This window comes from Brevundimonas sp. TWP2-3-4b1 (assembly GCF_049897665.1).
Classification (GTDB): Bacteria; Pseudomonadota; Alphaproteobacteria; order Caulobacterales; family Caulobacteraceae; genus Brevundimonas; species Brevundimonas subvibrioides_B.
Window position 1 is genome coordinate 16,153 of the sequence record NZ_JAFCWQ010000012.1, and the last position, 14,103, is coordinate 30,255.

17 protein-coding genes are annotated in these 14,103 nt (G+C 63.9%); 10 read left to right on the forward strand and 7 right to left on the reverse strand.

The genetic code is table 11. The annotated features are described in order from the left end of the window. The first annotated feature begins 58 nt into the window (after window positions 1-58). The 5 genes from rfbF to ACP7A5_RS10550 are packed head-to-tail and all read left to right on the forward strand — an operon-like array spanning window position 59 to window position 4,566. A complete protein-coding gene (gene rfbF / locus ACP7A5_RS10530) occupies window positions 59-826 on the forward strand; it encodes a glucose-1-phosphate cytidylyltransferase (RefSeq protein WP_426041883.1) in 768 nt (255 codons plus the stop codon). Next, complete coding sequence (rfbG, locus tag ACP7A5_RS10535) at window positions 823-1,893, forward strand: CDP-glucose 4,6-dehydratase (protein WP_426041884.1); 1,071 nt, start codon at window positions 823-825, stop codon at window positions 1,891-1,893. The genes rfbF and rfbG overlap by 4 nt, the downstream gene beginning before the upstream one ends. After that, window positions 1,893-3,131 (forward strand): methyltransferase domain-containing protein, encoded by a 1,239-nt coding sequence (locus ACP7A5_RS10540; protein WP_426041885.1) that lies wholly within the window; start codon window positions 1,893-1,895, stop codon window positions 3,129-3,131. Before rfbG ends, ACP7A5_RS10540 begins: the two co-directional genes overlap by 1 nt. After that, the gene (rfbC, locus tag ACP7A5_RS10545) at window positions 3,080-3,658 is read left to right on the forward strand and encodes a dTDP-4-dehydrorhamnose 3,5-epimerase (protein WP_426041886.1); all 579 of its coding nucleotides are present in this window, start codon (window positions 3,080-3,082) and stop codon (window positions 3,656-3,658) included. Before ACP7A5_RS10540 ends, rfbC (ACP7A5_RS10545) begins: the two co-directional genes overlap by 52 nt. An 8-nt stretch (window positions 3,659-3,666) precedes the next feature. Then, complete coding sequence (locus ACP7A5_RS10550) at window positions 3,667-4,566, forward strand: NAD-dependent epimerase/dehydratase family protein (RefSeq protein ID WP_426041887.1); 900 nt, start codon at window positions 3,667-3,669, stop codon at window positions 4,564-4,566. Here ACP7A5_RS10550 and rfbA read toward each other — a convergent pair. From rfbA to ACP7A5_RS10575, 5 genes are all read right to left on the reverse strand, one after another. Then, on the reverse strand, window positions 4,533-5,405 hold the full coding sequence (rfbA, locus tag ACP7A5_RS10555) for a glucose-1-phosphate thymidylyltransferase RfbA (RefSeq protein ID WP_426041888.1): 873 nt from the start codon (window positions 5,403-5,405) through the stop codon (window positions 4,533-4,535). The genes ACP7A5_RS10550 and rfbA overlap by 34 nt on opposite strands. Further along, window positions 5,402-6,316: a dTDP-4-dehydrorhamnose reductase gene (rfbD, locus tag ACP7A5_RS10560; protein ID WP_426041889.1), complete on the reverse strand. Its 915-nt coding sequence runs from the start codon at window positions 6,314-6,316 to the stop codon at window positions 5,402-5,404. The genes rfbA and rfbD overlap by 4 nt, the downstream gene beginning before the upstream one ends. After that, window positions 6,309-7,367, reverse strand: a complete 1,059-nt coding sequence (gene rfbB, locus ACP7A5_RS10565; RefSeq protein ID WP_426041890.1) for a dTDP-glucose 4,6-dehydratase — start codon at window positions 7,365-7,367, stop codon at window positions 6,309-6,311. The genes rfbD and rfbB overlap by 8 nt, the downstream gene beginning before the upstream one ends. A gap of 25 nt (window positions 7,368-7,392) precedes the next feature. Further along, window positions 7,393-7,974 carry a dTDP-4-dehydrorhamnose 3,5-epimerase gene (rfbC, locus tag ACP7A5_RS10570; RefSeq protein ID WP_426041891.1) on the reverse strand — a complete coding sequence of 194 codons (582 nt, stop codon included), beginning with the start codon at window positions 7,972-7,974 and terminating at the stop codon, window positions 7,393-7,395. Between the two features lie 79 nt (window positions 7,975-8,053). Further along, the gene (locus ACP7A5_RS10575; protein ID WP_426041892.1) at window positions 8,054-8,599 is read right to left on the reverse strand and encodes a cell wall hydrolase; all 546 of its coding nucleotides are present in this window, start codon (window positions 8,597-8,599) and stop codon (window positions 8,054-8,056) included. A gap of 600 nt (window positions 8,600-9,199) precedes the next feature. On the opposite strand from ACP7A5_RS10575, the gene ACP7A5_RS10580 reads away from it, so the two are divergent. The 3 genes from ACP7A5_RS10580 to ACP7A5_RS10590 all read left to right on the forward strand — a co-directional run bounded on the left by ACP7A5_RS10580 (window position 9,200) and on the right by ACP7A5_RS10590 (window position 11,883). Next, a complete protein-coding gene (locus ACP7A5_RS10580) occupies window positions 9,200-9,820 on the forward strand; it encodes a prepilin-type N-terminal cleavage/methylation domain-containing protein (RefSeq protein WP_426041893.1) in 621 nt (206 codons plus the stop codon). A 61-nt stretch (window positions 9,821-9,881) separates the two neighbouring features. Then, entirely contained in the window at window positions 9,882-10,844 is a 963-nt protein-coding gene (locus ACP7A5_RS10585) for a hypothetical protein (protein WP_426041894.1), read from the forward strand. Beyond that, window positions 10,813-11,883, forward strand: coding sequence for a hypothetical protein (locus ACP7A5_RS10590; protein ID WP_426041895.1), 1,071 nt, complete (start codon window positions 10,813-10,815; stop codon window positions 11,881-11,883). Before ACP7A5_RS10585 ends, ACP7A5_RS10590 begins: the two co-directional genes overlap by 32 nt. Here the strand turns inward: ACP7A5_RS10590 and ACP7A5_RS10595 are convergent. Together ACP7A5_RS10595 and gspG are read right to left on the reverse strand one after the other, a co-directional pair. Then, on the reverse strand, window positions 11,870-12,313 hold the full coding sequence (locus tag ACP7A5_RS10595) for a pilus assembly FimT family protein (protein WP_426041896.1): 444 nt from the start codon (window positions 12,311-12,313) through the stop codon (window positions 11,870-11,872). The two genes, ACP7A5_RS10590 and ACP7A5_RS10595, sit on opposite strands and share 14 nt — an antisense overlap. Then, entirely contained in the window at window positions 12,288-12,794 is a 507-nt protein-coding gene (gspG, locus tag ACP7A5_RS10600) for a type II secretion system major pseudopilin GspG (RefSeq protein WP_426041897.1), read from the reverse strand. The genes ACP7A5_RS10595 and gspG overlap by 26 nt, the downstream gene beginning before the upstream one ends. 118 nt (window positions 12,795-12,912) lie before the next feature. Between gspG and ACP7A5_RS10605 the strand changes: the two genes are divergently transcribed. Together ACP7A5_RS10605 and ACP7A5_RS10610 are read left to right on the forward strand one after the other, a co-directional pair. Continuing rightward, window positions 12,913-13,563: a hypothetical protein gene (locus ACP7A5_RS10605; protein ID WP_426041898.1), complete on the forward strand. Its 651-nt coding sequence runs from the start codon at window positions 12,913-12,915 to the stop codon at window positions 13,561-13,563. Continuing rightward, the gene (locus ACP7A5_RS10610) at window positions 13,560-14,036 is read left to right on the forward strand and encodes a SctD/MshK family protein (RefSeq protein WP_426041899.1); all 477 of its coding nucleotides are present in this window, start codon (window positions 13,560-13,562) and stop codon (window positions 14,034-14,036) included. The genes ACP7A5_RS10605 and ACP7A5_RS10610 overlap by 4 nt, the downstream gene beginning before the upstream one ends. Window positions 14,037-14,103: the final 67 nt, after the last annotated feature.

Consider the following 14,103-nt stretch of genomic DNA (forward strand, 5'->3'; position numbering starts at 1 on the left):
ACGGGCAGGCGAATTCGGGATCGACGGGCGGCGGAATTCGACCCGTAAGAGGACTGGGATGAAGGCAGTAATTCTCGCCGGCGGCTTGGGGACACGACTTTCGGAGGAAACCGACGTTCGCCCCAAACCCATGGTAGAGGTCGGCGGCAAGCCGATCATCTGGCATATCATGAAGATATACTCTGCGGCCGGAATTACCGACTTCGTCGTGTGCCTAGGGTATAAGGGTTACGTAATTAAAGAGTACTTTGCGAACTACTTTCTGCACCAAACAGATGTCACCGTCGACATTCGAAACAACAAGATCGAATTCCACCACAGCGCAGCTGAACCGTGGACCGTCACAATGGTGGATACGGGCGGCGAGACCATGACGGGCGGCCGCCTGAAACGTGTGAAGCAGTATCTGGACGATGAACCGTTCTGCATGACCTATGGGGACGGCGTGGCGGACATCGACATCCGCGAACTCTTGTCCTTCCACGACAGCCACGGCCTGGACGCAACCTTGACTGCAACCCGGCCCCCGGGCCGGTTCGGCGCTGTCGACATGGACGGCGACCGCGTGACGGCTTTCGTCGAAAAGCCTCATGGCGACGGCAGCTGGATCAACGGTGGCTTCTTCGTGCTCTCTCCGAAAGTCATCGACCGGATCGCCGACGACACGACCGTCTGGGAGCGCGAACCCCTTGAAGGTCTGGCTCGCGATCAACAACTCGGCGCCTACCGTCACGACGGCTTCTGGCAGCCGATGGACACCATCCGCGACAAGCGAATGCTCGAAGCTCTTTGGGAAAGCGGCGAAGCGAAGTGGAAGCTCTGGTGACGCCGTCGGCCGATTTTTGGCGAGGCCGGCGAGTTCTCCTCACGGGACATACGGGATTCAAGGGCGTCTGGACGGCGCTTTGGCTGGAGAAATTGGGCGCGGTCGTTGGCGGGATAGCGCTGGCTCCGGAAACCAGCCCGGACCTCTGGACTATGGTCGGACGGCCGCTGGAGGCGGACGGTTTCCTCGACATTCGCCACGCCGATGAGGTCCGCGACCGTGTCGCTGCGTTTGCGCCGGAGATCGTCATCCACATGGCGGCGCAGGCTCTGGTTCATGCTTCATACGGTGATCCGGCGGGCACCTTTGACACCAATGTGATGGGCCTGATCAGGGTGCTGGACGCGTGTCGCGCCACCCCATCGGTGCGGGCGGTCGTCAACGTTACAAGCGACAAATGCTACGAGAACCGCGAGCAGATCTGGGCGTATCGCGAAGATGACGCCATGGGAGGTTCGGACCCCTATAGCGCCAGCAAAGGCTGCGCCGAACTGGTCACCGCATCCTATCGCAAGTCGTTTTTCAGCGCGCCGGGCGGCGCGCGCCTCGCATCCGGACGCGCCGGCAATGTCATAGGCGGCGGAGACTGGTCCGCCGATCGTTTGATCCCCGACTGCGTCCGCGCATTTGAGGCGAACAAACTCGTCGTGATCCGCAACCCGCTCGCCACACGTCCGTGGCAACACGTGCTCGAGCCGATCTGCGGCTATCTGACCTTGGCACAGAAGCTGTTCGAGAGCGGAGACAGCGTGGCGGAGGGTTGGAATTTCGGGCCTGCGGATACCGACGCCTGGCCCGTGCGGCAGGTACTCGACGGGATCATCGAGGCCTGGTCGGATGGCGCGTCATGGGTTCAGGACGACGCCGCCCACCCCAAGGAAGCCATGCTCTTGCGGGTCGACGCCACCAAGGCGCGTGTCCGGCTAGGCTGGCAGCCCCGGTTACCGCTCCCCCTGGCCCTGCGCTGGACAGTCGACTGGTATCACAACGTCCGGGCGGGCAGCTCGGCGCGTGACCTGACACTCGAACAGATCGCCGCCTTCGAACAGCTCGCAAAGATCCATTGATGACATTCTCCTGCCGCTTCTGCGCATCTCCACTGACGACCACCGTTGCGGACTTGGGTCTTTCGCCGATCTCGAACGACTATGTTCCCATGGACTCGGCGGCGTCCAGCGAGCCCTATTTTCCGCTGCATGCCCTGGTTTGCGGCGAGTGCTTCCTCGTGCAACTGGGCGACTCGGAAAACGCCGACCGGCTGTTCCGCGACGACTATGCCTATTTCTCGTCCTTCTCGGAATCCTGGCTCGCCCACGCCCGGGCCTATGCCGAGAAGACCGTCGCGGCCGAACGACTGGGTCCGGGCTCGACTGTGGTCGAAATCGCCTCCAATGACGGCTATCTGCTGCAGTATTTCAAGGCAGCGGGGGTCGCTGTCCTAGGGGTGGAACCGACGGCCAATACGGCCGCTGTCGCTCTTGAGGCCCACGGCGTGGAGAGCGAAGTCGCCTTCTTCGGCCGGGAAACCGCCGAACGCCTGCGAGCCCGCGGGGTGCAGGCCGACGTCATGGCCGCCAACAACGTTCTCGCTCACGTGCCTGACATCAATGATTTCGTTTCAGGCTACCCGATCCTTCTGAAGCCCGGTGGAGTCGCCAATATCGAATTCCCTCATCTGTTACAGATGATCCAGCAGGGCCAGTTCGACACCATCTACCACGAACACTATTCCTACCTCTCGCTGACGACGGTGCGCCGGATTTTTGCTGCGCACGGGATGCGTGTGTACGACGTGGAAGTACTGCCGACTCATGGCGGCTCGCTGCGAATCTACGTCGCGCACGACGGCGACCTGAACCGACGGGATACGGTCCGCGTGACCGAGATGTTGACGCGCGAGGTGGACGCCGGGTTGACCGACCTGGATACGTACCGCGACTTCTCGAAGCGGCCGATCGAGACAAAATGCGATCTGCTCAGTTTCCTTATCCAAGCGCACAGGGACGGCAAGTCCGTTGTCGGCTATGGAGCGCCAGCAAAGGGCAACACTCTGTTGAACTACTGCGGCGTGAAACCCGATCTCATTCAGTTCACTGTCGATCGCAGCCCGCACAAACAGGGACGCATGCTTCCCGGGGCGCGGTTGGAGATTAGGGACCCCTCGGCCATATTCGAGGCCAAGCCTGACTATCTGCTCATCTTGCCCTGGAATCTCAGGGAAGAGATCATGGGCGAAATGGCCGGCGTCCGGGAATGGGGTTGCCGCTTCGTGACGCCGATCCCAACCGTCAGGATCTACGATTGATTTTCGAGGAAACCCGCATCTCCGGAGTCTGGCGCGTTCTGGCGTCGCCGATGCGTGACGAGCGCGGCTTTTTCGTCCGCACCTTCTGCAGTGAGGCGTTCGCCTCTCAGGGACTCGTTGCATCGTTCGAACAGAGCAGCCTGTCGCATAACCTGAAGTCTGGGACGCTTCGCGGCATGCATTTCCAAGCCGAACCCGATGCGGAAACCAAGTTCGTGCGGTGCGTACGGGGGGCGGTCTTTGACGTGGCCGTCGATCTTCGACCCGGTTCGCCGACCGAGGGGCACTGGGTTGGCGAGACGCTGACCGACGAGAACGCTCTGGGCCTCTATATTCCACCAGGCGTCGCCCACGGCTTTCAGACCCTGACGAACAACAGCGACGTCCTCTATCAGATTACGCCCGCTTTCCGGCCCGGATTTGGTCAGGGCGTTCGCTGGAACGACCCAGCGTTCGGCATCGATTGGCCGATCGCGCACCCTGAACTCAACACGCGCGACGCGGGCTATCCGGACTGGCGACGATGAAGGTGCTGGTGACCGGAGCCACCGGGTTCGTTGGCCAACGCGTGGTCGCCCAGCTTCGGGCTGAAGGTGTAGACGTGGTGGGCGCCGCTCGAGGCCACGGACCCGGCGGCGAACCTTGGGCTTCCTTCGATCTGCTCAAGGCTTCGGCGCCCCGGGACCTGATTGCCGCCGTTCGTCCGACCCACCTCATCCACCTCGCCTGGAATGCCACGCCCGGTCGCTTCTGGACCGCACCCGACAACCTCTCATGGACCGCCGCCAGCGCCGCCCTGGTCCGGTCCTTCTGGGACGCTGGAGGCGAACGACTGGTCATGGCCGGAAGCGTGGCCGAATACGACTGGTCAACGGACATCCTGGGCGACACCTCGAACATGGCTCCTGCGACGCTCTACGGAACGGCCAAGGACGCTCTGCGGCGATTGATCGAGGCGGCAGCGCGCCAGGAAGACCGGTCCTTCGCCTGGGGCCGGATTTTCTGGCTTTATGGACCCGGCGAACACCGCAATCGCCTTGTATCGGATGTCGCGGCCAACCTCGCAGCAGGGCTGCCGGTGGAATGTTCAGAGGGCTTTCAGGAGCGCGACTTCCTGCATGTGGACGACGTCGCAAGCGCCTTCGTGGCGGCACTCAGATCAGATTGGAGAGGGCCTTTCAATGTCGCTTCAGGCCGTGCCGTGGCAGTGCGAGACCTCATCGGGCGGCTGGGAGAGCTATCGGGCCGCCCCGACCTGATTCGGTACGGCGCCCGGCCCACGCCGGCCAACGAGCCGCCTGTCCTTGTAGCCGACGTCAGGGCGCTGATTGACGGCATCGGCTTCACACCGCGATGGAGCCTCGACGACGGCCTGGCGGACGCCTGGGCCTACTGGCGCGCTCAGCCAGCGCTGGACAGCGCGCCGCGTAGATAACGACCGTAATCGCTTTTTCCAAGTGCCTGGATGAGCGCCTCCATTTGCGTCGCGTCTATGAAGCCCTGGTCGAAGGCGATCTCCTCCGGACAGGCGATCTTGAAGCCTTGCCGCTTCTCGAGGGTGCGCACGAACTCAGCGGCTTCCAGCAGACTGTCAGGCGTCCCTGTGTCCAGCCAGGCGAAACCCCGGCCCATGATTTCGACCGAAAGCTGCCCGCGCTCAAGGTACTCGCGGTTGACGTCAGTGATCTCCAGTTCGCCGCGTGGTGACGGCTTCAGATTGGCAGCGATATCCACGACCTGCTCGTCGTAGAAATATAAGCCCGTGACGGCCCAGGGCGACCTCGGTTGCAGGGGCTTCTCTTCAATCGACAGAGCGCGCATGTCAGTATCGAACTCGACCACGCCATATCGCTCTGGATCATTGACGTGATAGGCGAAGACCGTCGCGCCGCTGGGCCGCGTCATCGCGCTCTTGAACAGGTCGATGATGCCGTGTCCATGATAGATGTTGTCGCCCAGGATCAAGGACGAAGGCCCTCCGGCGACGAAATCTGCGCCGATGATATAGGCTTGGGCCAGGCCGTCCGGGCTGGGCTGGACAGCATACTGGATGTCCATGCCCCATTTCGATCCGTCGCCCAACAAGGCCTGAAACGACGGGACGTCCCGTGGAGTGGAGATAATCAACACCTCGCGAATGCCGGCCAGCATGAGGGTCGACAGCGGATAGTAGATCATCGGCTTGTCGTAGATCGGCATCAGTTGCTTGGATGTGACCAAGGTCATCGGATGCAACCGGGTACCTGAGCCGCCAGCGAGAATGATACCCTTCATGCGATCGTCTCCTGATGCAGTTCCGCGACGATACCGGCCACGGCGTCACGCCATGGCCGGGGGCTGATTCCGTAGTCACGGCTGATCTTGAACGTCGACAGCCGCGAGTTCGCAGGGCGTCGCGCAGGTGTCGGATAGTCGGCGGTCGCGATGCCTTCGACTTGGGCGGACGGGCCGCCGTGCAAAACACTTTCGGCGAAAATCGCGCGCGCCAATCCTGCCCAGCTTGTCGAGCCTGCATTGACGAAATGATAGAGCCCTGTCGGCGCGGCCGGGTCGGCGATCATCCTCAGCGTGATCGCAGCAAGGGTCTCGGCGATGTCCTTCGCAGACGTCGGGCTGCCGGTCTGGTCGTCGACGACGCGCAGCGCAGGCCGGTCGGCGGCCAGCCGCAGCATAGTCTTCAGAAAATTGGCGCGATGCGGGCTCAGCACCCAGGCAGTGCGCAGGACGACCGAGCGACGGTTGCCGGTCCGCACGGCGACTTCGCCTGCCAGCTTTGAGGCGCCGTAGACTCCCAGAGGCCCCACGGGATCGCTCTCGACATAGTCGGCCTGCGACGATCCGTCGAAAACGTAGTCGGTCGAGACCTGAACCAGGGGTATGCCCGCCTTCCCCGTGAGTTCGGCCAGTATGGCCGGCCCCATAGCGTTGGCGGCGAAGGCGGCCGTCACCTCAGTCTCAGCCTTGTCCACGGCGGTATAGGCACCGGAGTTGATGACCGCCTTGAACGCCGTCGCCGCAAACAGTGCGCGAACCGCTTCTGCGTCGGCCAGATCCAGTTCGTCCCGCGGCGGCATGTGCAAACGAACGCTATCCGGCCACCCGGCGCGGGCAAGCTCCAGCCCCACCTGCCCTGCTCCGCCGGTCACCAGGATATCACAGACCTCGTGAGGGACCGGTTCAGCCACCAGCGATGCCCAGTCGCTCGGTTTTGTAGCGGCCGTCCAGGATCGCCTGCCACCAGGTCCGATTGCCCAGATACCAGCGAACGGTTTGCTGGATGCCTTCCTCGAAGGTCACCGACGGATTCCACCCCAGCTCATCGCGAATCTTCGTCGCGTCGATGGCATAGCGGGCGTCGTGGCCGGGCCGGTCGGTGACGAAGGTGATCTGTTCGGCATATGGCTTGCCGTCAGCGCGCGGCTGAAGCCCGTCCAAGGCGGCGCAGATGGACTTGACCACGTCGATGTTCCGCCGCTCGGCATTGCCGCCGACATTGTAAGTCTGGCCCGGACGTCCGCGTTCAAAAACGGCCTGCAGCGCGCGGGCGTGATCGTCGACGAACAGCCAGTCACGCACGTTCGACCCATCACCGTATACTGGCAGAGGCTCCCCGTTCAGTGCACGGATGATGATCAGGGGGATCAGCTTCTCGGGGAAGTGATAGGGGCCATAGTTGTTCGAACAGTTGGTCATCACGACGGGCAGGCCATAGGTGTGACCCCACGCGCTGACGAGGTGATCAGACGCCGCCTTGGACGCCGAATAGGGCGAACGCGGATCGTAGGGCGTCGTCTCAGAAAACAGTCCGGTTTCCCCCAGCGATCCGAAAACTTCGTCAGTCGAGATGTGGTGGAAACGGAAGGCGGCCTTGTTGGCCTCATCCAGCGTGCGCCAGTATCCAAGCGCCTGTTGCAGCATGTTGAAGGTGCCGACAACATTGGTCTGGACGAACTCGCCCGGCCCGTCGATGGAGCGATCGACATGGCTCTCGGCGGCCAGGTGAGCGATGATCTGCGGTTTGAAGTCAGTCAGCGCGGCGGCGACTGCAGCAGGATCGCAGATGTCCGCCTGGACGAAGCCATAGCGGTTGCTGCCGGACGCCGGCTCCAGAGAGCTCAGCAGACCGGCATAGGTCAGTTTGTCGAACACCAGCACCTCGTGCTCGGTGTTCCCGATCAAGCGACGGACCAGGGCCGAGCCGATGAAGCCGGCACCGCCGGTGACTAGAATTCGCATGGGGCCTCTTGATCTTAGACGCGCGTCAAACCGCGCTCAGGACTGCGGTGGTGCCCAACGGAACGCCGTCATAGGCGAATGGACTGTCGAACTGGGACAAAGCCGGCAGGATCGCATCTTTGGACGAGACCATCGCCCCCTCGGTCGGCAGAGGCCAGTCGATCCCGAGCGCGGGATCGCTCCAGAGGATTCCGCCGTCGCACTCAGGGGCGTAGATGTCGGAGACCTTGTAGACGACCTCCGTGTCCGGCTGCAGCGTCACGAAGGCATGGCCGTAACCAACCGGGACCAGCAGCTGAAGGCCGTTGTCCGCCGACAGCTCGACCGCGACATGCTGACCATAGGTCGGAGACTGGGCGCGCAGATCGACGGCGACGTCGAGGATCGCGCCCCGAATGCAGCGGACAAGCTTGATCTGGGCGTGGGGTGGACGCTGGAAGTGAATGCCGCGAACCGTACCGACAGGCTTCGACAGGGAGTGATTGTCCTGAACGAACGGAATATTCAGGCCCATCGCCTCGAAGGTTGCGGCCGACCAGGTTTCGCTGAACCAGCCCCGATTGTCCCCGAAACGACGAGGTTTTATAATCTTGACCGGAGTGGTCATTCGCAATCCTGTCCGCCTCAGCCTTTGGAAGCGGACGTATCGGTTATTCCCGACGCATTCAATACGGAACGCTGGCCGGTCAGTTCGGGCGAGGGGCGTCCGGGCTGGAAGTTGCGACCTGCACCGAAGCCGCGGTTGCGCTGGCATAGGCGGCATCCAGGGCTGCGTTTCGCACGAAAGTCAGACCCAGTGTGCGGACGGGGGCCACGACCGCGTTCGAGGCTCCCGGTGTGGTCCCAGACCGGAGCGGCGCTCCGTAGAAGATGTGCGCACCGATTTGGCGGATGCGGGCAAGCCGGCTGCCCCACGACGGCCGCACATAGTTCGCGTGGTAATTAACCGAACTGGCAGGCAGCAGCGCTTGCGATGACCCGGCATAGACGGAACGGGCGATCCGTTCCGCGCGTGCCCAGGCGGTGGCGTTCACGGCACCCCGACCGATCGACCCGTCGCAGGTGAAGGTGAACTGACACGTCCGGCTGTTGCGCTGATAAACGACCGCGCAGACGTCGGCAGGATAGACCCCGCTGCGCGACCGGTTCAGCACGACCTCGGCGACCGCAGCCTGACCGTCTTCGCTTTCGGTCCGCGCTTCGTAGTAGATGGCCTGCGTCAGGCAATCCAAGGCGTTCGTCGGAACCACCGGCGCGGTTCGCAAGTCCAGGGAGGGAGCGCGATAACCCCGCCCGATTGAACGGACCGCAGAGGTGCGGACCGGTGGCGGCATGATCGTCGACATCGGCTCACGCGTGGACGCCAAGACCGCAGGGGACGTGACCGCACCGGGACTCTCCGCGCGCGGACTGTCGGCGCGAACGACGGCGTTGGTGGGCCTCGACGGCCGAACGGCACGGCGCGTTTGAGGAGCCTTCGGGTCCGCCAGCCTCTGGCCCGAGCCCGCACTGAGGGCCTCGGACAGTCTCGCGTTGAAGGCCGATCGTCTTTGCGCATCAGTCAGGGTCGGGGTCGATGGAACCGACGTCTCAACCGGGGCTTCGATGGACACAGGTGCGAGGGTCGCCGGAGACGCAGCCTTCGTGGTGACGCCCGCGACCCACATGGTGGTCGCGACGCCCAGAACCATGCCGATTGACTTCAGACCGCGCAACGTATCCCTCCGATAGATTGCATCTACCAGTCCAGGCCGACAAGGCCAAGCGGAGCGGCAACGGTCCTGTGCGGGCGGGACTGTCCTGACGCAGCCGCCTTCGCTAGACAGGACGGCATGAACCCCTGTCCCCGACGTTCGGGATTTTCCCTGATCGAGGCCCTGGTCGTGCTCGCGGTCGGCGGCATGGCCCTGGCCATCATCTTTTCGATCGGCGTGAAGGCGGGCGACACCGGCTTTGCCCTGGGCCGAAGGGCAATGTCGGTCGCGGACACGGATATCGCGGTCGGCGATCTGCGGGCGACGTTCCGCAGCTTTTCCCTGCCGCCGGCACGGTTCTTCGACGCCGCTCTGGACACGCCGATCGAGGGTGACGCCCAGCGTTTGACTGCTCCCGTGGTCATGGAGCGCGCGACCCAGTGTGCGCCTCAGGGATGGGCGGGCCAGATGGTCCTGACCTTGGAGACGGTGGGAAACGACGCCGTCGTCTACTGTTCCATCGACGGTCACAAGACGTCCTTGTTGACCATTCCCAATGCGACGGCCCGGTTCAGCTATTCGACCGACGGGTTGGTGTGGGGGCCGAGATACTCCAGCCTGCCGCCAGCCAGCGCCAGATTGGAAGAAGCCCGTGCCCAGCGTGTTTTCATCCGCATGCAGGCGAACAGATCCGACATCATCGAACAGGTCACGTCGGGGCCGCCGGCCGTATGGATGAGGCCCGATGACCTCACATAATCGGACGCATCGCCAAGGCTTCGCCCTGCCGGCGGTTCTGGCCATCACGGGGGTTGTGACCTTGATCTTCCTGGTCGCGATCACTGCCTTGTCCAGCCTGAACGCAGAAGCCGGGTCGGCGCGTGCGCGGGTCAGATTCACGGAACGTGCCCTGACCGGCGAGGCTCTGATTGTCTATGCCGCCACGACCGAACCGATGAATCTGCGTGGCATTGCGATCGGCGGGGTGCGGTTCGAGGAGGATATGGGGGACGGGGCGTTCACCGGTACGAAGCTGGCAAGGGCGGAGATCTTCCTCGACGGCCGACCCTATTCGACCGATGTCCAGGGACCGATCGCGTTGCGCCTTCAGGATCAGGGCGGTCTGGTGAACCTGGCGACGCTGGATGATCGAGGATTTGGAAGACTGGCCGCCTTGCTGGGCATGAATACAGAAAGCGTCCGTGGGCTGCGTGCCCGCACCATGGACTACACCGACAGCGACGCCCTGGAGCAGATCAATGGGGCCGAGAAATCGAAATACGGATCGGCCACGATCGCAAACCGCACCTTGAGACGTCCCAGCGAATGGCTTTCGGTACTCGGCATTCGCAACGCGGTGCAAGGTCGGGCGTGGCAGAGATTGAAGACGTCGATCACCGCCGATCCCGCCGCGCCGTACTGGAACGTCAACACCGCCACGCCCACGACCTTGCGCGTGTTGCTGGGCATGACTGACCGCGAGATCGAAGCCTCGATACGCGAGCGCGGCCAGCGCCCTCTGACCAGCCTATCCGACCTGGGGGCTGCTGCAGGTATGGCGCTGACAGACGACCCCGAGCAGATTTATACCTTTCCGAACGGAAAGATCGTTTTCGAGATACGCGACGGTCGCTCTCGATGGACCTATAGGGGGCGTGTCGTTCTGACACCGTCCCGCCCGGAACGGCCCTTCTGGGTCGATCAGCATGAAACGCTAGAAACTCCCGACCCTACCGGAACCGAACTGTCGAATGCTGAACCGTTTCCTTACGCCGCGAATTGATCGCCTCGGGTCCGATGGCCACGTCGAGGAAGTTCACCCGGGCACAGCCCTAGGGCGGCTGCGTCCGCGCGTGCTGTTGCTCGGGCGCGAGCTGTGCACCTTCTTCTGGTTCGATGCCGGCGCAATGAGCCCCCGCCGCCGGCGTCAGGCGGCTCGTCTGCATGCCCGGATCGCCTCGCCCTACCTCGTCAGCGGCGGCACGATCGTCAAGGCCGGGGCGGGTTTCGGCGTCTGGTGGTGGGATCTCGCCCGCATCCAGCCGTGGCTTCAGGATCAGTATGGCACACGTCGGCCGGTGATCCGTCCCGAGACCCTGGCTCAACCGCCGGGGCGCGACTGGCGGATCCTGAAACTGGATCACGGCTACGAACTGCAGTGGTGGCAGGCGGGGGCACTGATGGCCTCGGCCTGGCGCGCGATACGGCCCGACGCCACATCCTGGAGCGGTTTCGCCAGGCTGCAGCGCGGTGCCGAGGACAGCGGGTCCGTTCCGGTCGTCGAGCAGGTGCCGATTGCCCTGAACAGCGAGGCGTTCGTCCTGTCGGGCGCGGAAATCACGCGTGAACAGGCGGTCCTGGCCACGGCCGGGGGGTTCGCCATGATCGCCATGATCATGGCCCTGTTTTGGGCGGGCCAGGCGCTGCAGCTCCGAAGCGACGCCGACAAGCTGGAAATCCAGGCCGCGACGCTGGGAGCCGGGGCGAGCCGGCCTCAGGCGCTTCAGGTCTTCGAAAACGACCGTCGGCGAATGGCCGCCTTTCAGGAGATCGAGCAGCGCACCAATCCGATCAGTTCGGTGGGCGCGGCGCTCGCTGTTTTGGCGATCCACGATCTTCAGCCCACCCAGATCGAGGCGACGGTCGACAGCCTCACCCTGACCCTGCCCTATGCCGCCAGCCGTCAATCGGACGAACTGGTCGAAGAGTTCGAGGCATCAGGCTATTTCTACGATGTTCAGCCCGCGATCCAGTCGCCAGCCGCAGCCTTGAAGATCACCATGAAGGTCAGGGAACGAGCGCCGCCCCTCAACGGACCCTGATAAACCGGCAGGTCGCATCCCGGCTCTGAAGCGTCATAACAACCCGGTCTTCGCTCAAAAGATTGACCGTGGCGATGCCACAGGCTCCACCCTCTGCGATCGTCAGTGCCGGCGCGACCGTGTAGCGCCAGGGCCGTCGAAGCGAGATTACGCGGTCACCGTCGTCTTCCGAAGGCGTCACCGCCGGATCGATCAGACGAACGGCAAGGCCTGTGCGGTTGGCCTCTCGACGAAGGTCGGACACGTCGCGCTGGAACTCGAAGAACACGGCGTGGGCGGTGGCCTGGTCCAGCAGGCGTGACGTGGACGGCATGATGACCGCCGTAGCCATCGCGAAGATGGCCAACACGACGAGCAGTTCGATCAGCGTCATGCCCGCGCGGGGCGTACGACCTCGGACGCGATCAGCGGGCTTGATCGGACGTGACATCGGCGTTGGGGCCCTGCCCGCCCTCCTGCCCGTCAGCCCCGTAGCTGAGGACCTTCGGACGGACCTCGATCGACGATGGGGCCGCGCCCTCGCTCGCCGGCTGGGCTTGGGCCGGTGTGTAGACATAGGGCCGCCCCCACGGATCGGATGGCAACGCCTTGTCCAGATAGGGGCCATACCAGCCCGAGACCTGCTGCGGATCGGCGGCGACGAGGAGGCCCAGACCTTCCTGAGGGGTTGGAAAGCGCCCGATGTCCAGTTGCATCGTCTCCAGCGCTGCCTCCAGCGAGCGAATCTGTAGGCGGGCCGTCGTCGTCTTCGACCGGTCTAGTTGTGCGAACAAGCGTGGGCCAACGACCGCAGCGATCAGCGCGATGATGGCCAGAACGACGAGGATTTCGAGCAGACTGTAACCGGCCCTGGCAGTGCGCCGCGCCGAGCGGGCCGAAGGCGTTTCCGAAGGTTTTGCGTGAGGAACCAAGGCGACTATCCGGAAAGTCAAAGCTGTATCATCAGGTTGACCGCTGCTATAGCCCAGCCGGGGGGAACGGTCGATGCGAAATACCGCGCTGGAACCTTCTCAGATATTCGGTAGCCACTTGCGCAGACTCTCTTTGGACATCGCGTCGTGGTCGCTCGCGGCGAACGCCCGACTGGCGCGAACGACGGTGCGCGAGCGCGTGTTGCTCGGAGGTCTGGCGCTGTCGGCCCTAGTGCTGGCCCCCGTCACCGCGCTCAATGTGCGGGCCAATGAAGAAGAACGGTTCGTGGAAGCCCAGACCGCAGTCGATACCGCCCGGCTGGACGCAGCGACCGCGCGTCGCATCCAGCTGGCCGCTCTGGACGAGGCAGCACGGCGCGATCTGGACGCGTGGGGGTTCAGGGGGACCAATCTCGCCGTGGTCCGCGTCCGTATCGAGGAACGCATAGCCGCCGCGGCGGCCGAGGCGGGCCTGACCAATGTCACCGTTGCCGCCGGAGATGCCTTGGAAGCCGATGGCCCCACCCAGTGGCTTCGGTTCGACCTTGAGGCCGATCTGAAGTGGAGTCCCACCTTCGCCCTGCTGGACATGATCTCTGCCTGGCCAGAAGGCTTCCGTGTGCTCGAGTTTTCCTTTGAGGGCTATCAGACCGCCGCCCCTGATGCGGCCCCTGTCGCAGGCTACATCATCCAGGCCGGGCCCACTGCAAGGGTCAGCCTGGCCCTGTCATTTCCCGTCGTGGTTCCAGAAGAAGCGGCACCGCAATGAGGGGGCTGCCTCTGCTCATGGTGGCCATCCTCGGTCTGGCATTCGTGCTTGGTCAGGCCTTTCCCGGCCGGCCCGAGGCCGCCATCGGCGTGTCGCGTGGCTCTGGCCGGGGAGAGACCGGGCTACTGCTAAGGCCGGGTGAGAGCACGACCGGCGCGGTGTCGTTCCTGCGGACATTACGTTCCGATCCGCCGCCGCCTCCCCCACCGCCACCGCCGCCTCCTCCTCCGCCCCCGCCTCCACCGCCGGACGTCGCGATTACCTTCCGCCTGGCGCTCAGCGCGATCGTGGCCGACCCGGCCAGCGGCAGGTTTATCGTCCTGGTCCGTGATCCCGCCGCGTCTACGCCCCAAACCACGACCATGAAGGTCGGCGATCGGTTCGGCGACGGTTGGCGGATAAGTCAAATCTCGGCGGATGCCGTTATGCTGAGAAAAGGCCGGGATACGCGCACCGTGCGTCTGTTCGGTTGAGTCAGAGAGAACAAGATGTCCTCACGTCACCGTCTGATAACCCGTACCGCGGCCGCCTATCGGCTCG

Excerpts from the sequence above, each read along its gene's own strand:
- ACP7A5_RS10595 (WP_426041896.1), bottom strand. The coding sequence starts at position 12,313 with ATGTCACGTCCGATCAAGCCCGCTGATCGCGTCCGAGGTCGTACGCCC.
- ACP7A5_RS10580 (WP_426041893.1), top strand. The coding sequence starts at position 9,200 with ATGAACCCCTGTCCCCGACGTTCGGGATTTTCCCTGATCGAGGCCCTG.
- ACP7A5_RS10610 (WP_426041899.1), top strand. The coding sequence starts at position 13,560 with ATGAGGGGGCTGCCTCTGCTCATGGTGGCCATCCTCGGTCTGGCATTC.
- rfbC (WP_426041886.1), top strand. The coding sequence starts at position 3,080 with ATGGGGTTGCCGCTTCGTGACGCCGATCCCAACCGTCAGGATCTACGA.
- rfbC (WP_426041891.1), bottom strand. The coding sequence starts at position 7,974 with ATGACCACTCCGGTCAAGATTATAAAACCTCGTCGTTTCGGGGACAAT.
- ACP7A5_RS10540 (WP_426041885.1), top strand. The coding sequence starts at position 1,893 with ATGACATTCTCCTGCCGCTTCTGCGCATCTCCACTGACGACCACCGTT.
- rfbB (WP_426041890.1), bottom strand. The coding sequence starts at position 7,367 with ATGCGAATTCTAGTCACCGGCGGTGCCGGCTTCATCGGCTCGGCCCTG.
- rfbF (WP_426041883.1), top strand. The coding sequence starts at position 59 with ATGAAGGCAGTAATTCTCGCCGGCGGCTTGGGGACACGACTTTCGGAG.
- ACP7A5_RS10590 (WP_426041895.1), top strand. The coding sequence starts at position 10,813 with ATGCTGAACCGTTTCCTTACGCCGCGAATTGATCGCCTCGGGTCCGAT.
- rfbA (WP_426041888.1), bottom strand. The coding sequence starts at position 5,405 with ATGAAGGGTATCATTCTCGCTGGCGGCTCAGGTACCCGGTTGCATCCG.